Origin of the sequence: Acidovorax lacteus, assembly GCF_039540375.1 — a bacterium.
Lineage (GTDB): Bacteria > Pseudomonadota > Gammaproteobacteria > Burkholderiales > Burkholderiaceae_C > Acidovorax_G > Acidovorax_G lacteus.
The window spans coordinates 208606-228333 of the sequence record NZ_BAABEX010000029.1; the positions used below are offsets into that span (position 1 = coordinate 208606).

At 65.0% G+C, this 19728-nt stretch carries 20 protein-coding genes; 6 read left to right on the top strand and 14 right to left on the bottom strand.

All coding sequences use genetic code 11. The annotated features are described in order from the left end of the window. Nucleotides 1–144: 144 nt before the first annotated feature. The 10 genes from asd to grpE all read right to left on the bottom strand — a co-directional run bounded on the left by asd (nt 145) and on the right by grpE (nt 11515). A complete protein-coding gene (asd, locus tag ABD866_RS13785) occupies nt 145–1275 on the bottom strand; it encodes an aspartate-semialdehyde dehydrogenase (RefSeq protein ID WP_345066233.1) in 1131 nt (376 codons plus the stop codon). A 346-nt stretch (nt 1276–1621) separates the two neighbouring features. After that, nucleotides 1622–2695: a 3-isopropylmalate dehydrogenase gene (leuB, locus tag ABD866_RS13790; RefSeq protein WP_345066236.1), complete on the bottom strand. Its 1074-nt coding sequence runs from the start codon at nt 2693–2695 to the stop codon at nt 1622–1624. A gap of 69 nt (nt 2696–2764) precedes the next feature. Next, complete coding sequence (gene leuD / locus ABD866_RS13795) at nt 2765–3415, bottom strand: 3-isopropylmalate dehydratase small subunit (RefSeq protein ID WP_345066239.1); 651 nt, start codon at nt 3413–3415, stop codon at nt 2765–2767. Nucleotides 3416–3425: 10 nt separating this feature from the next. Continuing rightward, complete coding sequence (locus ABD866_RS13800) at nt 3426–3554, bottom strand: entericidin A/B family lipoprotein (protein ID WP_345066242.1); 129 nt, start codon at nt 3552–3554, stop codon at nt 3426–3428. A 22-nt stretch (nt 3555–3576) separates the two neighbouring features. After that, complete coding sequence (gene leuC, locus ABD866_RS13805; RefSeq protein WP_345066245.1) at nt 3577–5028, bottom strand: 3-isopropylmalate dehydratase large subunit; 1452 nt, start codon at nt 5026–5028, stop codon at nt 3577–3579. A gap of 33 nt (nt 5029–5061) precedes the next feature. Next, nucleotides 5062–5997 carry a LysR family transcriptional regulator gene (locus tag ABD866_RS13810; protein ID WP_345066248.1) on the bottom strand — a complete coding sequence of 312 codons (936 nt, stop codon included), beginning with the start codon at nt 5995–5997 and terminating at the stop codon, nt 5062–5064. 166 nt (nt 5998–6163) lie between these two features. Beyond that, nucleotides 6164–7528: an MBL fold metallo-hydrolase gene (locus ABD866_RS13815; protein ID WP_345066251.1), complete on the bottom strand. Its 1365-nt coding sequence runs from the start codon at nt 7526–7528 to the stop codon at nt 6164–6166. 172 nt (nt 7529–7700) lie between these two features. After that, a complete protein-coding gene (dnaJ, locus tag ABD866_RS13820; RefSeq protein WP_345066254.1) occupies nt 7701–8834 on the bottom strand; it encodes a molecular chaperone DnaJ in 1134 nt (377 codons plus the stop codon). A gap of 86 nt (nt 8835–8920) precedes the next feature. After that, entirely contained in the window at nt 8921–10873 is a 1953-nt protein-coding gene (dnaK, locus tag ABD866_RS13825; protein ID WP_345066257.1) for a molecular chaperone DnaK, read from the bottom strand. Nucleotides 10874–10963: 90 nt separating this feature from the next. Further along, nucleotides 10964–11515, bottom strand: a complete 552-nt coding sequence (grpE, locus tag ABD866_RS13830) for a nucleotide exchange factor GrpE (RefSeq protein ID WP_345066260.1) — start codon at nt 11513–11515, stop codon at nt 10964–10966. 189 nt (nt 11516–11704) lie between these two features. On the opposite strand from grpE, the gene rpsF reads away from it, so the two are divergent. The 5 genes from rpsF (at nt 11705) to dnaB (ending at nt 14788) form a co-directional block, all read left to right on the top strand. Continuing rightward, the gene (rpsF, locus tag ABD866_RS13835) at nt 11705–12079 is read left to right on the top strand and encodes a 30S ribosomal protein S6 (protein WP_345066263.1); all 375 of its coding nucleotides are present in this window, start codon (nt 11705–11707) and stop codon (nt 12077–12079) included. A 24-nt stretch (nt 12080–12103) separates the two neighbouring features. Next, on the top strand, nt 12104–12394 hold the full coding sequence (gene priB, locus ABD866_RS13840; protein WP_345066266.1) for a primosomal replication protein N: 291 nt from the start codon (nt 12104–12106) through the stop codon (nt 12392–12394). 17 nt (nt 12395–12411) lie between these two features. Then, nucleotides 12412–12693, top strand: coding sequence for a 30S ribosomal protein S18 (gene rpsR / locus ABD866_RS13845; RefSeq protein ID WP_011794373.1), 282 nt, complete (start codon nt 12412–12414; stop codon nt 12691–12693). A gap of 11 nt (nt 12694–12704) precedes the next feature. Continuing rightward, nucleotides 12705–13157, top strand: a complete 453-nt coding sequence (rplI, locus tag ABD866_RS13850; RefSeq protein ID WP_345066270.1) for a 50S ribosomal protein L9 — start codon at nt 12705–12707, stop codon at nt 13155–13157. A 218-nt stretch (nt 13158–13375) separates the two neighbouring features. Then, entirely contained in the window at nt 13376–14788 is a 1413-nt protein-coding gene (gene dnaB, locus ABD866_RS13855) for a replicative DNA helicase (RefSeq protein ID WP_345066272.1), read from the top strand. Between the two features lie 105 nt (nt 14789–14893). On the opposite strand, the gene ABD866_RS13860 is transcribed toward dnaB, so the two are convergent. The 4 genes from ABD866_RS13860 to ABD866_RS13875 all read right to left on the bottom strand — a co-directional run bounded on the left by ABD866_RS13860 (nt 14894) and on the right by ABD866_RS13875 (nt 18359). Continuing rightward, nucleotides 14894–15238, bottom strand: a complete 345-nt coding sequence (locus ABD866_RS13860) for a nucleotide exchange factor GrpE (protein ID WP_345066275.1) — start codon at nt 15236–15238, stop codon at nt 14894–14896. A 2-nt stretch (nt 15239–15240) separates the two neighbouring features. After that, a complete protein-coding gene (locus tag ABD866_RS13865) occupies nt 15241–17034 on the bottom strand; it encodes a PhoH family protein (protein ID WP_345066278.1) in 1794 nt (597 codons plus the stop codon). Between the two features lie 196 nt (nt 17035–17230). Then, nucleotides 17231–17716 (bottom strand): peroxiredoxin, encoded by a 486-nt coding sequence (locus ABD866_RS13870; protein ID WP_345066281.1) that lies wholly within the window; start codon nt 17714–17716, stop codon nt 17231–17233. A 253-nt stretch (nt 17717–17969) separates the two neighbouring features. Then, nucleotides 17970–18359, bottom strand: coding sequence for an Mth938-like domain-containing protein (locus tag ABD866_RS13875; protein ID WP_345066284.1), 390 nt, complete (start codon nt 18357–18359; stop codon nt 17970–17972). Nucleotides 18360–18492: 133 nt separating this feature from the next. On the opposite strand from ABD866_RS13875, the gene ABD866_RS13880 reads away from it, so the two are divergent. Next, nucleotides 18493–19728, top strand: coding sequence for a pyridoxal phosphate-dependent aminotransferase (locus tag ABD866_RS13880; protein WP_345066287.1), 1236 nt, complete (start codon nt 18493–18495; stop codon nt 19726–19728).

Here is a 19728-nt window from a genome sequence, read left to right on the forward strand (position 1 = left end):
AAGCTTTGGCGAACCCGGCTGCGCCCCATCTTGGTGCAAGTTGCTGTTGTCTGCCGACAACGACCGGTAACCGGCTGTATCGGTTCTGTTCCAGCAAAAACGCACCGCCGGGGCGGTGCGTTTTTGCCTTGCGAGACGTGCGGATCAGGCGTCCAGCAGGATGCGCAGCATGCGGCGCAGCGGCTCGGCGGCGCCCCACAGCAGCTGGTCGCCGATGGTGAAGGCGCCCAGGTATTCCGGGCCCATGGCCATCTTGCGCAGGCGGCCGACGGGAATGCTGAGCGTACCGGTCACGGCCACGGGCGTGAGGTCGCGGATCGTGGCTTCGCGGGTGTTGGGAACGACCTTCACCCACGGGTTGTCGGCGGCAATCATGGCCTCAATGTCGGCCAGCGGTACGTCCTTCTTGAGCTTGAAGGTCAGTGCCTGGCTGTGGCAGCGCATCGCGCCAATGCGTACGCAGAAACCGTCCACCGGCACGGCGGGCGAGCCAAAGCCTTCGCCCTGGCCCAGGATCTTGTTGGTTTCGGCCATGCCCTTCCACTCTTCACGGCTCACGCCGTTGCCCAGGTCCTTGTCGATCCAGGGGATCAGCGAGCCGCCCAACGGCACGCCGAAGTTCGCGGTTTCAGCATCGCTCAGGCTGCGCTGCTTGGCGATGATCTTGCGGTCGATTTCGAGAATGGCGCTCTTGGGGTCGTCGAGCAGCGCCTTGACCTCAGCGTTGAGCGTGCCGAACTGCTTGAGCAGCTCGCGCATGTGCTGTGCACCGCCGCCGCTGGCGGCTTGGTAGGTTTGGGTGCTCATCCACTCTACGAGCCCCGCCTTGTACAGCGCACCCACGCCCATCAGCATGCACGAGACGGTGCAGTTACCGCCCACCCAGTTCTTGCCTCCCTTGGCCAGCGCGTCCTTGATGACGGGCATGTTCACCGGGTCGAGGATGATGACGGCGTCGTCCTTCATGCGCAGCGTGGACGCGGCGTCGATCCAGTGGCCGTTCCAGCCCGCTGCCCGCAGCTTGGGGAACACTTCGGTCGTGTAGTCGCCGCCCTGGGCGGTGATGATGATCTCGCAGCGCTTGAGCTGCTCGATGTCGAACGCGTCCTTCAGGGTGGTTTCGTTCTTGGCCATCGAAGGGGCGGCGCCGCCCGCGTTCGAGGTGGAGAAGAACATCGGCTCGATGAGGTCGAAGTCCTTTTCCTGCACCATGCGGTCCATCAGGACCGAGCCGACCATGCCGCGCCAGCCGACCAACCCTACCAACTTGCTCATTTCAACGCCCTTTCAAGTAAAGAAACAGTGCCCGACCGGCCTGTTTGCCCCGGCTCGTCAGGGCCAGGGAGGGCGCACGACGATCCGGAGCTGGTTCAGCCCTTAATAATGGTCGTGGTTTTGGTGGTGATTGCGCGCGCGGCCACGCCTGCCAGGGCGGCAGAGGCGGTGTTCAGGGCGAACGGGCGGGCGGCAAACATAGCCGTGCAGTATAAAACAAAAGGCCCGGAGCAGGTCAGGGCCTTGCGGAGTGGGCCGGGGCCTGCGGGTGGCCGGCACTCCCGCGTCGCCCAAAAGAAAAGCGGCCCGCAGGCCGCTGTCTTGGACGAGGGCGTCGGCCTGGCCGTCAGGCGGCCAGCGCCTTCACCACCGCGTCGCCCATCTGCGCCGTGCCCACCTTGGTGGTGCCTTCGCTGTAGATGTCGGGCGTGCGCAGGCCCTGGGCCAGCACCTTCTGCACGGCAGCCTCGATGCGCTGGGCCGCGGCTTCCTGGTTCAGGCTGAAGCGCAGCATCATCGCGGCGCTCAAGATGGTGGCCAGCGGGTTGGCCACGCCCTTGCCCGCAATGTCCGGCGCGCTGCCGTGGCTGGGCTCGTACAGGCCCTGGTTGCTGCTGTTGAGGCTGGCCGAGGGCAGCATGCCGATGGAGCCGGTGAGCATGGAGGCCTCGTCGGACAGGATGTCACCGAACATGTTGCCGGTCACGATCACGTCGAAGGCCTTGGGCTTTTTCACCAACTGCATGGCCGCGTTGTCCACGTACATGTGCTCCAGTTCCACGTCCTGGTAGTCCTTGTGCACGTCGGTGACCACGTCCTTCCAGAACTGGAAGGTCTCCAGCACGTTGGCCTTGTCCACGCTCGTGACCTTCTTGTTGCGCTTGCGGGCGGCTTCAAAGGCCACACGGGCAATGCGCTCGATCTCGGGGCGCGAGTAGCGCATGGTGTCGAAGGCTTCGTCGGCACCGGGGAAGTGGCCGTCCACCGCCGTGCGGCGGCCGCGCGGCTGGCCGAAGTAGATGTCGCCCGTGAGCTCTCGGATGATGAGGATGTCCAGACCGGCCACGAGTTCGGGCTTGAGGCTGGAGGCATGCGTGAGCTGCTCGTAGCAGATGGCCGGACGGAAGTTGGCAAACAGGCCCAGGTGCTTGCGCAGGCCCAGGATGGCCTGCTCGGGGCGCAGCGGGCGGTCGAGCTTGTCGTACTTCCAGTCGCCCACAGCGCCGAACAGGATGGCGTCGGCCTCCTTGGCAAGCTTGAGCGTGGACTCGGGCAGCGGGTGGCCGTGCGCCTCGTAGGCGGCACCGCCCACCAGGGCGGATTCCATCTCCAGCTTCAGGTCCAGGGCGCGCAATACCTTGACGGCTTCGGCCACGATTTCGGTACCAATGCCATCGCCTGGCAGGACTGCAATTTTCATGTAATGCTCTTATTTTGATAGCTGCTCGTGCTTGATTTGTAAGCACGAGCCAGGGATTTCATGCTGGGTTCAGCCCACCATGGTGTGGGCCAGCCAGGGCTTGGTGGCCAGGCGCTGGGCTTCGAAGGCGCGGATCTTGTCGGCCTGGCGCAGCGTCAGGCCGATGTCGTCAAAGCCGTTGAGCAGGCAGTACTTGCGGAATGCCTGCACCTCGAACGGGATCTCTTCGCCCTGTGGCCGCACGATGACCTGGCGCTCCAGGTCGATGGTCAGGCGGTAGCCGGGGAAGGCGTGCACTTCGTCGAAGAGCTGCGACACCGTGGCTTCGGGCAGCACGATGGGCAGCAGCCCGTTCTTGAAGCAGTTGTTGAAGAAGATGTCGGCAAAGCTCGGCGCGATGATGGCGCGAAAGCCGTACTGGTCGAGCGCCCAGGGGGCGTGCTCACGGCTGGAGCCGCAGCCGAAGTTCTTGCGCGCCAGCAGGATGCTTGCGCCCTGGTAGCGCGGCTGGTTGAGCACGAAGTCCGGGTTGGGCTTGCGCTGGCTTTCGGGGATGCCGGGTTCGCCCTTGTCGAGGTAGCGCCACTCATCAAACAGATTGGGGCCGAAGCCGGTTTTCTTGATCGACTTGAGGAACTGCTTGGGGATGATGGCGTCGGTGTCGACGTTGTCCCGGTCCATGGGCGCAACCAGCCCCTGGTGGATGGTGAATTTCTGCATGGCGAGGGTCTTATTTGTTGGCGGCGCGCTCGATGGCGTTGCCGGCTTTCTGCACGTCTTGACCCACACCCTTGACGGTGTTGCAGCCGCTGAGCAGCAGCGCGAAGGCGACGGCGATGAGGGCGGTGAGCTTGTTCATGGCAGGTTCTCCTTGGGGTGGGTCAGGCAAACTGGCGGATGTCGACAAAATGGCCGTGCACCGCGGCCGCGGCGGCCATGGCGGGGCTGACGAGGTGGGTGCGCCCACCCGCGCCCTGGCGGCCTTCGAAGTTGCGGTTGCTGGTGGAGGCGCAGCGTTCGCCGGGCTCCAGGCGGTCGGCGTTCATGGCCAGGCACATGCTGCAGCCGGGTTCGCGCCATTCAAAGCCCGCGGCCTTGAAGACTTCGTGCAGGCCCTCGCGCTCGGCCTGTTCCTTCACCAGGCCCGAGCCGGGCACCACCATGGCGAGCTTGACGTTGCCTGCCACCTTGCGGCCCAGGCGCTTGACCACGGCGGCGGCTTCGCGGATGTCTTCGATGCGGCTGTTGGTGCACGACCCGATGAACACCTTGTCCACCGTGATGTCGTGGATCGGCTTGCCGGGCTGCAGGCCCATGTAGGTCAGCGCCCGCTCGATGGCGCTGCGGCGGGTGGCGTCCTTTTCCTTGTCGGGGTCGGGCACGCGTGCGTCCACGCCCAGCACCATCTCGGGCGACGTGCCCCAGGTCACCTGCGGCACGATCTGGGCCGCGTCGAGTGTGACCACGGCGTCGAACACCGCGTCGGCATCGGAGTGCAGCGTGCGCCAGTAGGCCACGGCCTGCTCCCATTCGACGCCCCCGACAAACTGGCCGGTCTGGCGGTCGGTGCCGGGGGCCATGGGGCGGCCCTTGACGTAATCGATGGTCTTGTCGTCCACCGCCACCAAGCCGGCGCGTGCACCGGCCTCGATGGCCATGTTGCACACGGTCATGCGACCTTCCATGCTCAGGCCGCGGATGGCCGAGCCGGCAAACTCGATGGTGTAGCCGGTGCCGCCGGCCGTGCCGATCTTGCCGATGATGGCCAGCACGATGTCCTTGGCCGTCACGCCGCGGGCCAGCGTGCCCTCGACCTTGACCAGCATGTTCTTGGCTTTCTTGGCCAGCAGCGTCTGCGTGGCCATCACATGCTCGACCTCGCTGGTGCCGATGCCGTGCGCCAGGGCGCCAAAAGCGCCGTGGGTGGAGGTGTGCGAGTCGCCGCAGACCACCGTCATGCCCGGCAGGGTGGCACCGTTTTCGGGGCCCACCACGTGCACGATGCCCTGGCGCTTGTGCATGAACGGGAAGAACGCCGCCGCGCCAGTCTGGGCGATGTTGGCGTCGAGCGTGGTGATCTGCTCCTTGCTGATCGGGTCGGCAATGCCGTCGTAGCCCAGTTCCCAGCCGGTGGTGGGGGTGTTGTGGTCGGCCGTGGCCACAATGGAGCTCACACGCCACACCTTGCGGCCTGCCTGGCGCAGGCCTTCAAAGGCCTGCGGGCTGGTCACCTCATGGACCAGGTGCCGGTCGATGTAGAGGATGGACGTGCCGTCCTCTTCGGTGTGGACGACATGCTCGTCCCAGATCTTGTCGTACAGGGTGCGTCCCATGGGGCGTTCTCTTTCAGGTGGGGTGGTGCGATTCTAGGGTTGGGGTGCGGGGCTTGGCAGCAGGTGTTCCACGAGCAGCCGGGCAGTGGTGGGCAGGGCGTCGAAGTCGCGCGCGACCAGGTGCAGTTCACGGTGTGCCCAGTCGTCCGACAGGGCCACCGCACTCAGACGGCCCATGCCGCGCATCAGCGCGAACGCACGGTCGGGCACCAGGCCCACGCCCAGGCCGTTGTCGATCATGCGGCACATGGCATCCAGGCCCGTGACCTGAATGCGCTGGTGCAGCGCCCGGCCCGCGGCGGCCGCGGCGGCCCGCATGGCCAGGCTGATGCTGCTGTGTGCATGCAGGCCCACGATGTCCCAGTCGAGCGCTTGCTCAAATGCAATGCACGCCTGCTGCGTGAGCGCGTGGCCCTCGGGCGTGACCAGCACGAGGCGGTCACTGCGGTACAGGCGGTGCTGCAGCGCAATGCCTGCCAGGGCGGTGGAGCCTGCGTCGCATATGCCGAGGTCGGCCGCGCCTTCCTGAACCGCGTGCACGACTTCGCTGCTGAGATGTTCTTGCAGATCGATCTTGATCTGGCCGTAGCGCCGCGCGAATGCGCCCAGGTCTTCAGGCAGAAATTCGACGATGGCCGAGATGTTGGCGTGCATGCGCACATGGCCGCGCACGCCGTCGGCGTATTCGCCCAGCTCGGTCTGCATGCGCTCCAGGCCAAACAGCACGGCGCGCGCATGGTGCAGCAGGCTCTCGCCCGCCGGGGTCAGCGTCACGCCGCGGCTGTGGCGGTAGAGCAGAGGGGTGTCCACCGCCGCCTCCAGATCGGACAGGCGTTTGCTGATGGCCGAGGCCGCAATGAACTCCCGCTCCGCCGCTCGGCCGATGCTGCCCAGCTCGCACACCGCCACGAAGAGCTGGAGCGAGGTGAGGTCGATGCGGCGCGCAAAACTGCGCTCGGAGCTTTTCATGTGGGGAGAATGGGGCTTCGTTTTTCGCGATGGCGACCTATTTTGGTTTGAATTATCGCCCCTTGTCATCGCGAAACGCGAATGCTCTGCTGCCCGCAAGGCATTGCGTGGCCCATCTGCACCGCGATGCAGGGGGCTGGCGGCTTCCCAGGGCCTGCCGTGCGCTTCAGAGCACGACCACGCCGTCGTGCTCGGGCACGGTGGCTTGGCAGTGCAGTTCGTGCTCAATGCGCTCGCGCATGTGGTCGGCAGCGCCCATCTCACCGTGCACGACAAACACCCGCCGTGGCCTGTGGCGCATGCTGCGCAGCCAGGTCAGCAACTGCGCCCCGTCGGCATGTGCCGACGCCGAACCCAGCCGCACCACCTCAGCCCGCACATCCACATCTTGCCCATGGATGCGGATGCTTTTTTCGCCGTCGGCCAGGCGCGCGCCGCGCGTGCCGGGCGCCTGGTGGCCTGTGAGGATGATCATGTTGCGATGGTCGCCCGCATGCAGCGCCAGATGGTGCAGCACACGGCCACCGGTGGCCATGCCACTGGCGGCCAGGATCACCATAGGACCATGCAGCCGGGCAAGTGCCTTGGATTCGTCGGTCGTCTGCACCATGGTGGCTGTGTGCGTGAGCTTTTGGACTTCGCGGGCGCTCAGACGCAGTGCGTCCAAGTGGTGCTGAAGCAGCCCTGTGGTGTTGACTGCCATCGGGCTGTCGAGGAACACCTTGAGCGATGCAGGAATCTCGCCGCGCGCTTTCAGCTGTGCAATGGCGTGCAGCATGACCTGGGCGCGCCCCACGGCAAACACTGGCACCACCGCAATCCCTCCACGCGCAGCCAGGCGCTGCAAAGCGGGGCCCAGTTCGGCCAGCACATCGACTTCGGGGTGCAGGCGGTCGCCGTAGGTGGATTCCAGCAGGACGGTGTCGGCATCGGGCGGCGCTTCGGGCGGGTTCATCAGCAGATCGTCCGGGCGGCCCAGGTCGCCTGAGAACAGGATGCGCCGCCCCGCCACTTCCAGCAGCACACTGGCTGCGCCCAGGATATGCCCGGCGGGCGAGAAGGTTACGCGCCAGCCCGGCAGCGGCTCGAAGCTCTTGCCAAATGCATGCACCTGAAACTGCTTGAGGCAGTGCAGCGCATCAAGCCGCGTGTACAGCGGCAGGGCCGGGTTGTGCTGACTCAGCTGGTGGCGGTTCAGGTACGCGGCGTCTTCCTCTTGCAGATGGCCGCTATCGGGCAGCAGGATCGCGCACAGGTCGCGCGTGCCCGGCGTGCTGTGGATCTTGTGGGCAAATCCGTCGCGCGCCAGCAGTGGCAGATAGCCGCTGTGGTCCAGGTGGGCATGGGTGAGCACGACCGCGTCGATCTGGCCCGGCGCCAGCGGCAAGGGTTGCCAGTTGCGCAGGCGCAGCGGCTTGTAGCCCTGGAACAGACCGCAGTCCACGAGCAATGAGCGGCCATTGTGTTGCACCAGGTATTTGGAGCCGGTGACGGTGCCGGCACCGCCCAAGAAGCGAAGCGTGAGATCCATGTGTATGTCCAGGCCCAGAAGGCAGTCCGTGGGAGCGACGGGTGGCACTGTCACCCATCGTAGCCCTGTGCGCCCTTGATGTCTGTCAAAGAATTGCTGTGGGCCGCACGCAAGTGCCCAGACCATGAAAAAGGCCCGCTGTTGCGGGCCTTGGAGTGCGGAGCCATACCGCTCAGGTGAAGAAGTTCTTCAACCGGTCGGTCCAGCTTTCACCGCTGGGCGAGTGGCGCGATCCGCCTTTCTTGAGCGAGTCTTCCAGTTCGCGCAGCAGCTTGCGCTGGTATTCGGTGAGCTTGACCGGTGTTTCCACCACGATGTGGCAGTACAGGTCGCCGGGGTAGCTGGAGCGAACCCCCTTGATGCCCTTGCCGCGCAGTCGGAACTGCTTGCCGGCCTGCGTGCCTTCCGGAATGTCGATGGCCGCCTTGCCCTGCAGTGTGGGCACTTCGATCTCACCGCCCAGCGCAGCCGTAATGAAACTCACCGGCACCTGGCAGTGCAGGTCGTCGCCGTCGCGCTCGAAGATGTCGTGCTTCTTGAGCCGGATCTCGATGTACAGGTCGCCCGGGGGGCCGCCGTTCATGCCGGGCTCGCCGTTGCCGGTGCTGCGGATGCGCATGCCGTCGTCGATGCCGGCCGGAATCTTCACTTCCAGCGTCTTCTGCTTCTTGATCTTGCCCTGGCCGTGGCAGCTGGTGCAGGGCTCGGGGATGATCTTGCCCGTGCCGCGGCAGTGCGGGCAGGTCTGCTGCACGCTGAAGAAGCCCTGGCGCATCTGTACCGTGCCCGTGCCCTGGCAGGTGCCGCAGGTCTTGGCGCTGGTGCCGGGTTTGGCGCCGCTGCCATGGCAGGTGTCGCAGCTTTCCCACGAGGGGATGCGGATTTGCGCATCTTTGCCGCGCGCCGCTTCCTCCAGCGTGATCTCCATCGCATAGCTCAGGTCGCTGCCGCGGTACACCTGCCGGCCGCCACCTCGCCGTCCCTGGCCGAACATGTCGCCAAAGATGTCGCCGAAAGCCTCGGCAAAACCGCCAAAGCCTTCTGCGCCCGGGCCACCTGGGCCGCGCATGTTCGGGTCCACGCCCGCATGGCCGTATTGGTCGTAGGCCGCACGTTTCTGGCCGTCCGACAGCATCTCGTAGGCCTCCTTGGCCTCCTTGAACTTCTCTTCGGCCTGCTTGGCGGCATCCCCCTGATTGCGGTCAGGGTGGTACTTCATGGCCAGCTTGCGGTAGGCCTTCTTGATGTCCTCGTCCGAGGCGTTCTTGGGAACGCCCAGCACTTCGTAATAGTCGCGTTTGGACATGGTTTGGATGGTGCCCTGTTGGAACGGGAACGCCGCGCGAGCCCCACGAGGAGCCCGGCGCGGCGGATGGCGTCACCGGATGGGGATCAGCCCTTCTTGACTTCCTTCACCTCGGCGTCGACCACGTTGTCGTCGTCGGCCTTGGCCGAGGCGCCCGCGCTGGCTCCAGCCCCCGGGGCTGCGCCCGCGGCCGCACCCGCGGCTGCCTGCTCGGCCTGGGCTTGGGCGTACATTTTTTCGCCCAGCTTCTGGCTGGCAGCCATCAGCGCATTGGTCTTGTCGTCGATGGCGGCCTTGTCGTCGCCCTTGAGCGCTTCTTCCAGGGCCTTCACGGCGGCGGTGATGGCGTCCTTCTCGCCGGCTTCGAGTTTGTCGCCGTGCTCGGCCAGGCTCTTGTTGACGCTGTGCACGGCCGCTTCGCCCTGGTTGCGAGCCTGCACCAGTTCGAGTTTCTTCTTGTCGTCGGCGGCGTTCAGCTCGGCGTCTTTCACCATCTTCTGGATCTCTTCCTCAGAGAGGCCAGAGTTCGCCTTGATGGTGATCTTGTTTTCCTTGCCCGTGCCCTTGTCCTTGGCGCTCACGTGCAGAATGCCGTTGGCATCGATGTCGAATGCCACTTCGATCTGCGGAACGCCGCGTGCGGCCGGCGGAATGCCTTCGAGGTTGAACTCGCCCAGCAGCTTGTTGCCGCTGGCCATTTCACGCTCGCCCTGGAACACCTTGATCGTCACGGCCGGCTGGTTGTCGTCGGCCGTCGAGAAGGTCTGTGCGAACTTCGTCGGGATGGTGGTGTTCTTCGTGATCATCTTGGTCATCACGCCACCCAGGGTCTCAATGCCCAGCGACAGCGGCGTCACGTCCAGCAGCAGCACATCCTTGCGGTCGCCCGACAGCACCTGGCCCTGGATGGCAGCGCCCACGGCCACGGCCTCGTCCGGATTCACGTCCTTGCGCGGCTCCTTGCCGAAGAATTCCTTGACCTTCTCCTGCACCTTGGGCATGCGGGTCATGCCGCCCACCAGGATCACGTCGTGGATGTCAGAGACGCTCACGCCAGCATCTTTGATGGCGGTGCGGCAGGGGGCGATGGTGCGTTCGATCAGTTCTTCGACCAGGCTTTCCAGCTTGGCGCGCGTGAGCTTGATGTTCAGGTGCTTCGGGCCCGAGGCATCGGCCGTGATGTAGGGCAGGTTGATGTCGGTCGCTGCCGAGCTCGACAGCTCGATCTTGGCTTTCTCAGCGGCTTCCTTCAGGCGCTGAAGGGCCAGCACGTCTTTGGACAGGTCCACGCCCTGTTCCTTTTTGAACTCGCTGATGATGTAGTCGATGATGCGCTGGTCGAAGTCTTCCCCGCCGAGGAAGGTGTCGCCGTTGGTCGACAGCACTTCGAACTGTTTTTCACCATCCACATCGGCGATCTCGATGATGGACACGTCAAATGTGCCGCCGCCCAGGTCGTACACCGCAATCTTGCGGTCGCCCTTTTCCTGCTTGTCCAGGCCGAAGGCAAGGGCCGCAGCGGTGGGCTCGTTGATGATGCGTTTGACGTCCAGTCCAGCGATGCGGCCTGCGTCCTTGGTCGCCTGGCGCTGGGCGTCGTTGAAGTAGGCCGGCACCGTGATCACGGCCTCGGTCACGGGTTCGCCCAGGTAGTCCTCGGCGGTTTTCTTCATCTTGCGCAGCACTTCGGCGCTGATCTGGGGCGGAGCCAGCTTCTTGCCGCGCACTTCCACCCAGGCGTCGCCGTTGTCGGCCTTGCTGATGCTGTAGGGCATCAGGTCGATGTCTTTCTGGACTTCTTTCTCTTCGAACTTGCGGCCGATCAGGCGCTTGGCGGCGTAGATCGTGTTCTTGGGGTTTGTCACGGCCTGGCGCTTGGCCGAGGCGCCGACCAGGATCTCGCCGTCTTCCTGGTAGGCAATGATCGACGGCGTGGTGCGCGCACCTTCGCTGTTTTCAATCACTTTGGTGGTGTTGCCCTCCATGATGGCCACGCAGCTGTTGGTGGTTCCGAGGTCAATGCCGATGATTTTTCCCATATGAGTTCTCCGCGATGCTGAAATTGGTTGGAATGGTCCGTAACTGAGGTTGCTGCGCCGGGCTTCAAGCCCCTGTCTGCGAGGTGGGCTTTACTTCGGGGCGGCCACCGTCACCAGGGCGGGCCGCAGCACGCGGTCGGCGATCAGATAGCCTTTTTGCAGCACGGCCACCACGGTATTGGCCTCCTGCTCGGCGGGCACCATGCTGATGGCCTGGTGTTGATGGGGGTCGAACTTTTCGCCCGCAGCCGGCTGGATCGCCAGAACCTTGTTGCGCTCCAGGGCCGACTGCAGCTGGCGCAGCGTGGCGTCGGCGCCCTCGCGCAGCTGCTGGGGCGTGGCTTCCTTGATGGCCAGGGCCGCGTCCAGGCTGTCGCAGACCGGGAGCAGGCTTTCTGCAAAGCTCTCGATGCCGAACTTGCGTGCCTTGGTTACTTCGTCTTCGGCGCGGCGGCGGGCGTTTTCGGCTTCGGCCTTGGCGCGCAGGTACTGGTCGGCCAGTTCCGCGCTCTTGGCCTTCAGCTCGGCCAGTTCAGCGTTCAGACGCTCCAGTTCGTCCTGCGCGTTGGCGGCCATGGCGGCTTCGACAGCTTCGGGTGCCGTATCGGCGGACGGTGCGTTGGCGGGGTGTTTGTCGGACATATTGGAATGCATGAAAAGACCTGACGCGCGGCAGCTGGGGGCATCCCTGCCGATTTCAAGGCGCCGGGCAGGGATTTGCGCTGCAGCGCGCCGCAGTGTACACGCGCCCCTCGGGCTGCTATACTCTCGCGCTTTGCCTTGCCGCACTGCTTGCGACGCAGCGGGCGGCTTTAACCAAAAGGAGTATGCATGCGTCATTACGAAATCGTCCTGTTGATTCACCCGGACCAGAGCGAGCAGGTTCCGGCCATGCTTGAACGCTACAAGGGCATGATCACCCAAGGCGGCGGCAAGATCCACCGCGTGGAAGACTGGGGCCGCCGTCAGCTGGCCTACATGATCAACAAGCTCGCCAAGGCCCACTACCTGTGCGTGAACATTGAGGCTGACCAGGCCGTGATGGCCGAACTGGAGCACGCCTTCAAGTTCAACGACGCCGTGCTGCGCCACCTGACCGTGCAAAAGAAGAAGGCCGAAACCGGCGCTTCCTCGATGATGAAGACGGTTGAGCGCGAAGAAGCCCGCAAGGCCAACCAGGCCGAGGCTGCCGCCGCAGAGCGCTGATCAGCGCCCGGTGGACATCGGAGCGTGGACAACCGCGTCGCCCTGACCGCCTGCCTGATCGAAGCGCAAGCCTTGCGCTTCACACCCGGGGGGGTGTCTGCCCTCTCGGTGCTGCTGGAGCATGAATCCCGGCAGCAAGAGGCAGGACAAGAGCGCCAAGTGCGCGCTGTGGTCAAGGCGGTGGCGTTTGGCGAAGTGGCTGAACGTCTCGCGCGGCTTCCGGTGGGCAGTGTGCTGACCCTGCAAGGGTTTCTGGCCACACCGCGCAACGGCAAGCACCCGGTGGTCCACATCCAGGAATATCAACACGACTAATTTTCAAGGGGTCCGAAATGGCCACGTTCAAGAAGTTCAACAAAGACAAGCGTCCCAAGCGCAACACCCAGTCGCTGCTGTTCAAGCGCAAGCGTTTCTGCCGTTTCACGGTGGCCGGTGTGGAAGAGATCGACTACAAGGACGTCGACACCCTGCGTGACTTCATCGCCGAAAACGGCAAGATCATCCCCGCGCGCCTGACCGGTACGCGCGCCATCTACCAGCGTCAGCTGAACACCGCCATCAAGCGCGCCCGCTTCCTGGCCCTGGTGCCTTACAGCGACCAGCACAAGATCTAAGGAGCCCCAGCATGCAAATCATCCTCCTCGAAAAGGTTGTAAACCTGGGCAACCTGGGTGAAATCGTCAAGGTCAAGGACGGCTACGCCCGCAACTTCCTGATCCCGTCGGGCCGCGCTCGCCGCGCCACCGAAGCCGCCAAGGCTGAGTTCGAAGCCAAGCGCGCCGAACTGGAAAAGGCTGCTGCAGCCAAGCTGGCAGAAGCCCAAGCCCAGGGCGAGAAGCTCGGTGGCACGACGCTGAAGCTGACCCAGAAGGCCGGCGTGGACGGTCGTCTGTTCGGTTCCGTGACGAACCACGACATCGCCGAAGAGCTGAACAAGCAAGGCTACAAGGTCGTGAAGTCGCAGATCCGCCTGCCCAATGGCCCGATCAAGATGGTCGGTGACAGCACCGTGGCCGTGGCTCTGCACACGGACGTGGTGGTCGAAGTGACCGTGTCGGTCTACGGCGAAACCGCCTGATCGACGCCTCCTCGGGCTTCAGCCCCACACAAGGCCGCCTCCGGGCGGCCTTTTGTTTTGGGGCATGCCAAGGGCGGCCGATGAGAGTTCCGCTCCGGCCGGCGGCCCAGTATTTCCCACTGGCCATCCCCGCACCGCCCACAACTTGTCCACAGCCTTGTGCAATGACGGCCACCGCGCACGCCGCTAGCATCCAGGGTTTCGCCTGAAAGAACCGCATGTCCACCGTGTTTCCGCAGATCGACGACGGCTTCACCCCCGTGCCCGACCGCGAGGTGGCGCAACTGCGCGTGCCGCCGCATTCCATCGAGGCCGAATCGAGCGTGATCGGCGGCCTGCTGCTCGACAACCAGGCCTGGGACCGTGTCGGCGACCTGCTGGTCGATGGTGACTTCTACCGGCATGAGCACAAGCTGATCTATGCCGCGATTGGCGGTCTGATCAACGCCAGCAAGCCGGCCGATGTGATCACGGTGTACGAGCACCTGCAGAGCCTGGGCAAGGCCGAGGAGATTGGCGGGCTCGGTTACCTCAACAGCCTGGCGCAGTACGTGCCCAGCGCGAGCAACATCCGGCGCTACGCCGAGATCGTGCGCGAGCGCGCCATCTTGCGCAAGCTGGTGACGGCCAGCGACGACATTGCCACGGCGGCTCTGAACCCGCAGGGCCGGCCGGTGGACAAGATTCTGGACGAGGCGGAGCAGAAGATCTTCAACATCGGCGAGGAAGGCTCGCGGATGAAGCAGGGCTTCCAGTCGATGGACACCCTGGTGGTGGACCTCCTCGACCGCGTGCAGGAGATGGCCGACAACCCGAACGACATCACGGGCGTGCCCACGGGCTTCATCGACCTGGACCGCATGACCTCGGGCCTGCAGGCGGGCGACATGGTGGTGCTGGCGGCCCGCCCGTCCATGGGCAAGACCGCGTTTGCGGTGAACATCGCCGAGCATGTGGCGCTCAATGAAGGCCTGCCCGTGGCCATCTTCTCGATGGAAATGGGCGCCGCGCAGCTGGCAGTGCGTATCGTGGGTTCGATCGGCCGCATCAACCAGGGCAATTTGCGCACCGGCAAGCTCACCGACGACGAGTGGCCGCGCCTGACCGAAGCGATTGAAAAGCTGCGAACGATTTCGCTGCACATCGACGAGACGCCAGGCCTCACACCCAGCGAACTGCGCGCCAATGCCCGCCGCCTGGCCCGCCAGTGCGGCAAGCTGGGCCTGATCGTGGTCGACTACCTGCAGCTCATGAGCGGCTCCTCCGGATCCGAAGGCGAAAACCGCGCCACCGAGCTGGGCGAAATCTCGCGCGGGCTGAAGATGCTGGCCAAGGAGTTGCAGTGCCCCGTGATCGCGCTGTCGCAGCTCAACCGCAGCGTGGAGCAGCGCACCGACAAGCGGCCCATGATGTCCGACCTGCGCGAATCGGGCGCCATCGAACAGGATGCGGACTTGATCATGTTCATCTACCGCGACGACTACTACAACAAGGACAGCAAAGAGCCGAACATTGCCGAAATCATCATCGGCAAGCAGCGCAATGGCCCCACGGGCACCGTCAAGCTGTTCTTCCAGAAGAACCAGACGCGCTTCGAGAACCTCGCCATGGGGGGCGGGGACGACTTCTAGGCTTTAAGCCGAAATGGCTTCTCGTGCTTATAAATCAAGCACGAGCAGCTATTAAATAGATAGCGTTTGGTCGGCGGGTACCGCCGCTGGCCCTACCAGGATGGCTCAGCCGCGCAGCACCACCCACAGCCAGGGCAGGGTGGCGGCCACGCCCAACGCTGCCACGGTCCATACCAGCCGCTGCTGCCGGCGGCGCAGAGCGTCCACCGCCCGCACCACCTGGGCGTGCTGTTCCGCCAGCCGTTCGATGAGCTGTGCCGAAGCGGCAAGCTCCTGTTCCAGCTGGGCCATGCGCCGCTCCGCCTGCTGCTGCGGTGTCTCGGCCCCTGCCGCGTTGGTTGTGGCCGCGCTGCCCATCAGCCGCCGGGCAGCCTGCACCACCTGCGGCGTGGCCTCGATCACGTCGGCCCAGGGGACGAGCTTGAGCGCGGCGATCCAGCCAGCGGCCATCGTCAGAGCACCTCGCTTGCGAAGTCGGCCAGGCGCGAGCGTTCACCCCGCGCCAGCGTGATGTGCCCGCTGTGCGGCCAGCCCTTGAAACGGTCCACGGCGTAGGTCAGGCCGGACGAGCCTTCGGTGAGGTAGGGCGTGTCGATCTGCGCGAGGTTGCCCATGCAGATGATCTTGGTGCCCGGGCCTGCGCGCGTGATCAGCGTCTTCATCTGCTTGGGCGTGAGGTTCTGCGCCTCGTCGATGATCACGTACTTGTTCAGGAAGGTGCGGCCGCGCATGAAGTTCATGCTCTTGATCTTGATGCGGCTGCGGATCAGCTCGTTGGTGGCTGCGCGCCCCCATTCGCCCGCATTGCCGCCGTCGCCCTTGGCCAGAAACTCGAGGTTGTCGTCCAGCGCGCCCATCCAGGGGCCCATTTTTTCTTCTTCGGTGCCGGGCAGGAAGCCGATGTCTTCGCCCACGCTCACCGTGGCGCGGGTCATGATGATTTCGGTGTAGCGGCGGTCGTCCAGCACCTGCGTGAGCCCTGCGGCCAGGGCCAGCAGTGTCTTGCCCGTGCCGGCGGTGCCAGTGAGCGTGACGAAGTCCACGTCCGGATCCATCAGCAGGTTGAGTGCGAAGTTCTGCTCGCGGTTGCGGGCGGTGACGCCCCACACGGCATTGCGGCCCGAGCCATAGTCCTTGAGCGTCTGCAGCACGGCCGTTTTCTCGCGAATCTCGGTCACGCGCGCGAACAGGCTGGGCTCGCCCGGGGCCTCGAAGTACACGAACTGGTTGATCATGAACTGCGGCACCACCGGCCCGCCCACGCGGTAGTAGGTGTGCGCGCCGTTCTGCCAGCTCTCGACGTTCTTGCCGCTCTTGGTCCAGAAGTCCGGCGGCAGCGCGAGAGCGCCCGAATACAGCAGATCGCCGTCTTCGAGCGTCTTGTCGTTCTGGTAGTCCTCTGCGGCCAGGCCCAGCGCCCGGGCCTTCACGCGCATGTTGATGTCCTTGGACACCAGCACCACCTCGCGCGGCGCATGGCGCTTGCGCAGGGCCTCGACTACGCCCAGGATCTGGTTGTCGGCCTTGCCAGGCGGCAGGCTGGTGGGCAGTGCGTAGTCCAGCGCCTCGGTCTGGAAGTACAGGCTGCCACCTGCGGCACGCTGGCCCGTGGCGTCCAGGCGCAGGCCGCGCGCGATGTCCGCACCTTGGGCAGCGGCCAGGGCGTCGAGTGTGCGGCTGGCCTGGCGGCCGTTGCGCGCCACTTCGGTCATGCCTTTTTTGTGGCCGTCGAGCTCTTCCAGCACGATCATGGGCAAGAAGATGTCGTGCTCTTCAAAGCGGAACAGGCTGGTCGGATCGTGCAGCAGCACGTTGGTGTCCAGCACGAAGAGCTTGGTTGGCCCGCTGGCTTCGCTCTTGCGCCGGCCATTGCGGGTTTTGGTCGCGGTGGATGCGATGGTCGGTGCCGCGGGGCTTGAGGCCGCAGCAGCGGTGGGTACGGCGGTGGGCTCGACGCTCTTGCGACGACGGGGGGCCGTAGCGGGCGCTGCCGGGGCGGCTGCCGCCGCAACGGCAACGGGCGATGCGGCGGGCGCCAACAGCGCCGCACGGGGCGCTGCAGCGCCACGGCGGGAGGTCTGAGGAGCGGGCGCAGCGGTGGCCGTACCCGCAGCGGTGGCGCTTGCGGCGGGCGGATCATCGCCCGGAGCCGCAGTGCGGCCACGGGCCGTGCGGCTGTGCGACGCGTCAAAAGCTTCGGGGGGCAGAACAGCCGCACGGCGGCTGGGGGCGGGGGGCAGGGGCATGGAGCAGGCCTCGCGGAACGGGAGCTTCAGAAACGAAAAAGCCGCCTGGAGGCCGAGGCGGCTTGGTTCGAGGAGAGGGGGCGGCGGAAGGTACGCGTCGCTGTCATTGCCCCCATTATGCCCACGCCGACCGGCGCGTCTGTGTCAGCGTGCGTGCTGTCGCGGGCATGCCGCAGACAGTGCGCCCGGGCCGTGGTCAGGCGGCCTTTTTCAAGGCCTTGATGGACTTCACGGCCTTGAGGACTTCGTCCACATGGCCCGGCACCTTCAGACCGCGCCATTCCTGCAGCAGGATGCCGTCGGGGCCCACCAGGAAGGTGCTGCGCTCAATGCCCTTGACCTTCTTGCCGTACATGATCTTGTTCTTGACCACGCCGAACATGTGGCACATTTTTTCTTCAGTGTCGGCGATCAGCTCGAACGGCAGTTCCAGCTTGGCCTTGAAGTCGTCGTGAGACTTCATGTTGTCGCGCGACACGCCGAACACGGCGGCGCCGGCCTTCACGAAATCCTTGTACTTGTCACGGAACTGCATGGCTTCCGTGGTGCAACCCGGGGTGTTGTCCTTGGGGTAGAAGTAGAGAATCAGGATCTGGCCGAGGTGGGAGGTGTTGGAGACCTTGATCCCGCCAGTCGCGTTGGCTTCGAATTCTGGGAGGGGTTTGTTGACAACGATCGCCATAGCGCTTGAGTCTCTCCGGAGGTAGTCGTTGGTGCGTCGGGGAGTAGGGTGTTATGGCTTTTGTGCGCTCCCGACCGAACCCCTAATTTTACTCCGGAAATGTGTCGATCGCCTTTGCGGCGTGCCGGGCGACCCGCATTGTCGGGGGCATTGGCGGGTGCTTTTGTGTAACCAAACGCGACGCTGGCGGCATGCCCCACAGGGCTTGCACGCGCCGCGGTGGGCCATAAGGCGCCAACGCAAGGCGGCAGAATCACGCGGCAGATGCGGGGGGCGATTCAAGCAGCAATGCGGCCACTACGGTGCGGCCTTCCCCCGCCAGGATGTTGTAGGTGCGAAAAGCCGCGGCCGTGTCCATGGTTTCGAGGCCGATGCGCCGCTCGATCAGGGGGCGAAGCCAGGCCGGCGGCACAAAGCGGTTGCGCAGGCCACTGCCAAACAGCACGACCTCTGCATCAAACCGCGCCAGCAGCGCGAAGTGTTCGGATGTCAGGTCTTCAAAGCGCTGGCAGTTCCATACCTCGCGCGTGCCCGACGAACTCAGGACCAGGCTGGTGGTGTAGCGGTCGGCGTCCACGCTGAACCAGCCAGGGCCGAAGCCGGTGATGGTGGGCGCGCTGGATCGGTCGGGCTGGAATTTCATGGTGCGGGTGTCGGGGGCGGGCAGGCCGGCGGTGGTCGGCGCCCTGCGGGAGCCCCCACGAACTGTGGTCAAATTATAGGTTTCGCCAAGGTAACCCCCTGGTGCCCCGTGCCATCCCTGCCAGGCTCCGCGCATGAAGACCGTCCGCAAATCCGCCAAGCTCGCCAACGTTCTCTACGATGTCCGGGGCCCGATCGTGGACGCGGCCAAGCAGATGGAGGACGAGGGGCAGAAGATCATCAAGCTGAACATCGGCAACCTGGCGCCGTTTGGTTTCGATGCGCCCGAAGAAATCCAGCAGGACATGATCCGCAACCTGCCGAACTCGGCCGGTTACTCCGACAGCAAGGGCATCTTTGCGGCGCGCAAGGCCGTGATGCACTACACCCAGCAGCAGGGCGTGGTGGGCGTCACCCTCGACGACATCTACCTGGGCAACGGTGCGAGCGACCTGATCGTCATGGCCACCACGGCGTTGCTCGACGACGGCGATGAACTGCTGGTACCTGCGCCCGACTACCCGCTGTGGACGGCCGCGGCCAGCCTGGCCGGCGGCAAGCCTGTGCACTACCTGTGCGACGAGGCCAACGGCTGGATGCCCGACCTGGACGACATCCGCTCCAAGATCACGCCGCGCACCAAGGGCCTGGTGGTTATCAACCCCAACAACCCCACGGGTGCGCTGTATTCCGACGAACTGCTGCGCGCGCTGGTGCAGATCGCACGTGAGCACGGCCTGGTGCTTCTGGCCGATGAGGTGTACGACAAGGTGCTGTACGACGGCGTGCGCCACACAGCGCTGGCCAGCCTGTCCACCGATGTGCTCACGCTCACCTTCAACTCGCTGTCCAAGGCCTACCGCTCCTGCGGTTACCGCGCGGGCTGGATGGTGCTGTCGGGCGACAAGACGGTGGCGCGGGACTACATCGAAGGCCTGAACATGCTGGCCAACATCAAGCTCGGCTCGAATGTGCCCGGGCAGTGGGCCATCCAGACGGCCCTGGGCGGCTACCAGAGCATCAATGACCTGGTCAAGGAAGGCGGCCGCCTGCGCCGCCAGCGCGACCTGGCGTACGAGCTGATCACGGCGATTCCGGGCGTGACCTGCGTCAAGCCCAAGGCGGCGCTGTACATGTTCCCACGGCTCGATCCGGCCCTGTACCCGATCGAGGACGACCGCCATTTCTTCATGGAGGTGTTGCGTGCCACGCGCGTGATGCTGGTGCAGGGCTCGGGCTTCAACTACCCCGACCACCAGCACTTCCGCATCGTGTTCCTGCCGCACGAAGACGATCTGCGCGAGGCCATCGGCCGGCTCGCAGCCTTTCTTGAGCAATACCGCAAGCGCCACAGCGCGCTCGCGGCCTGA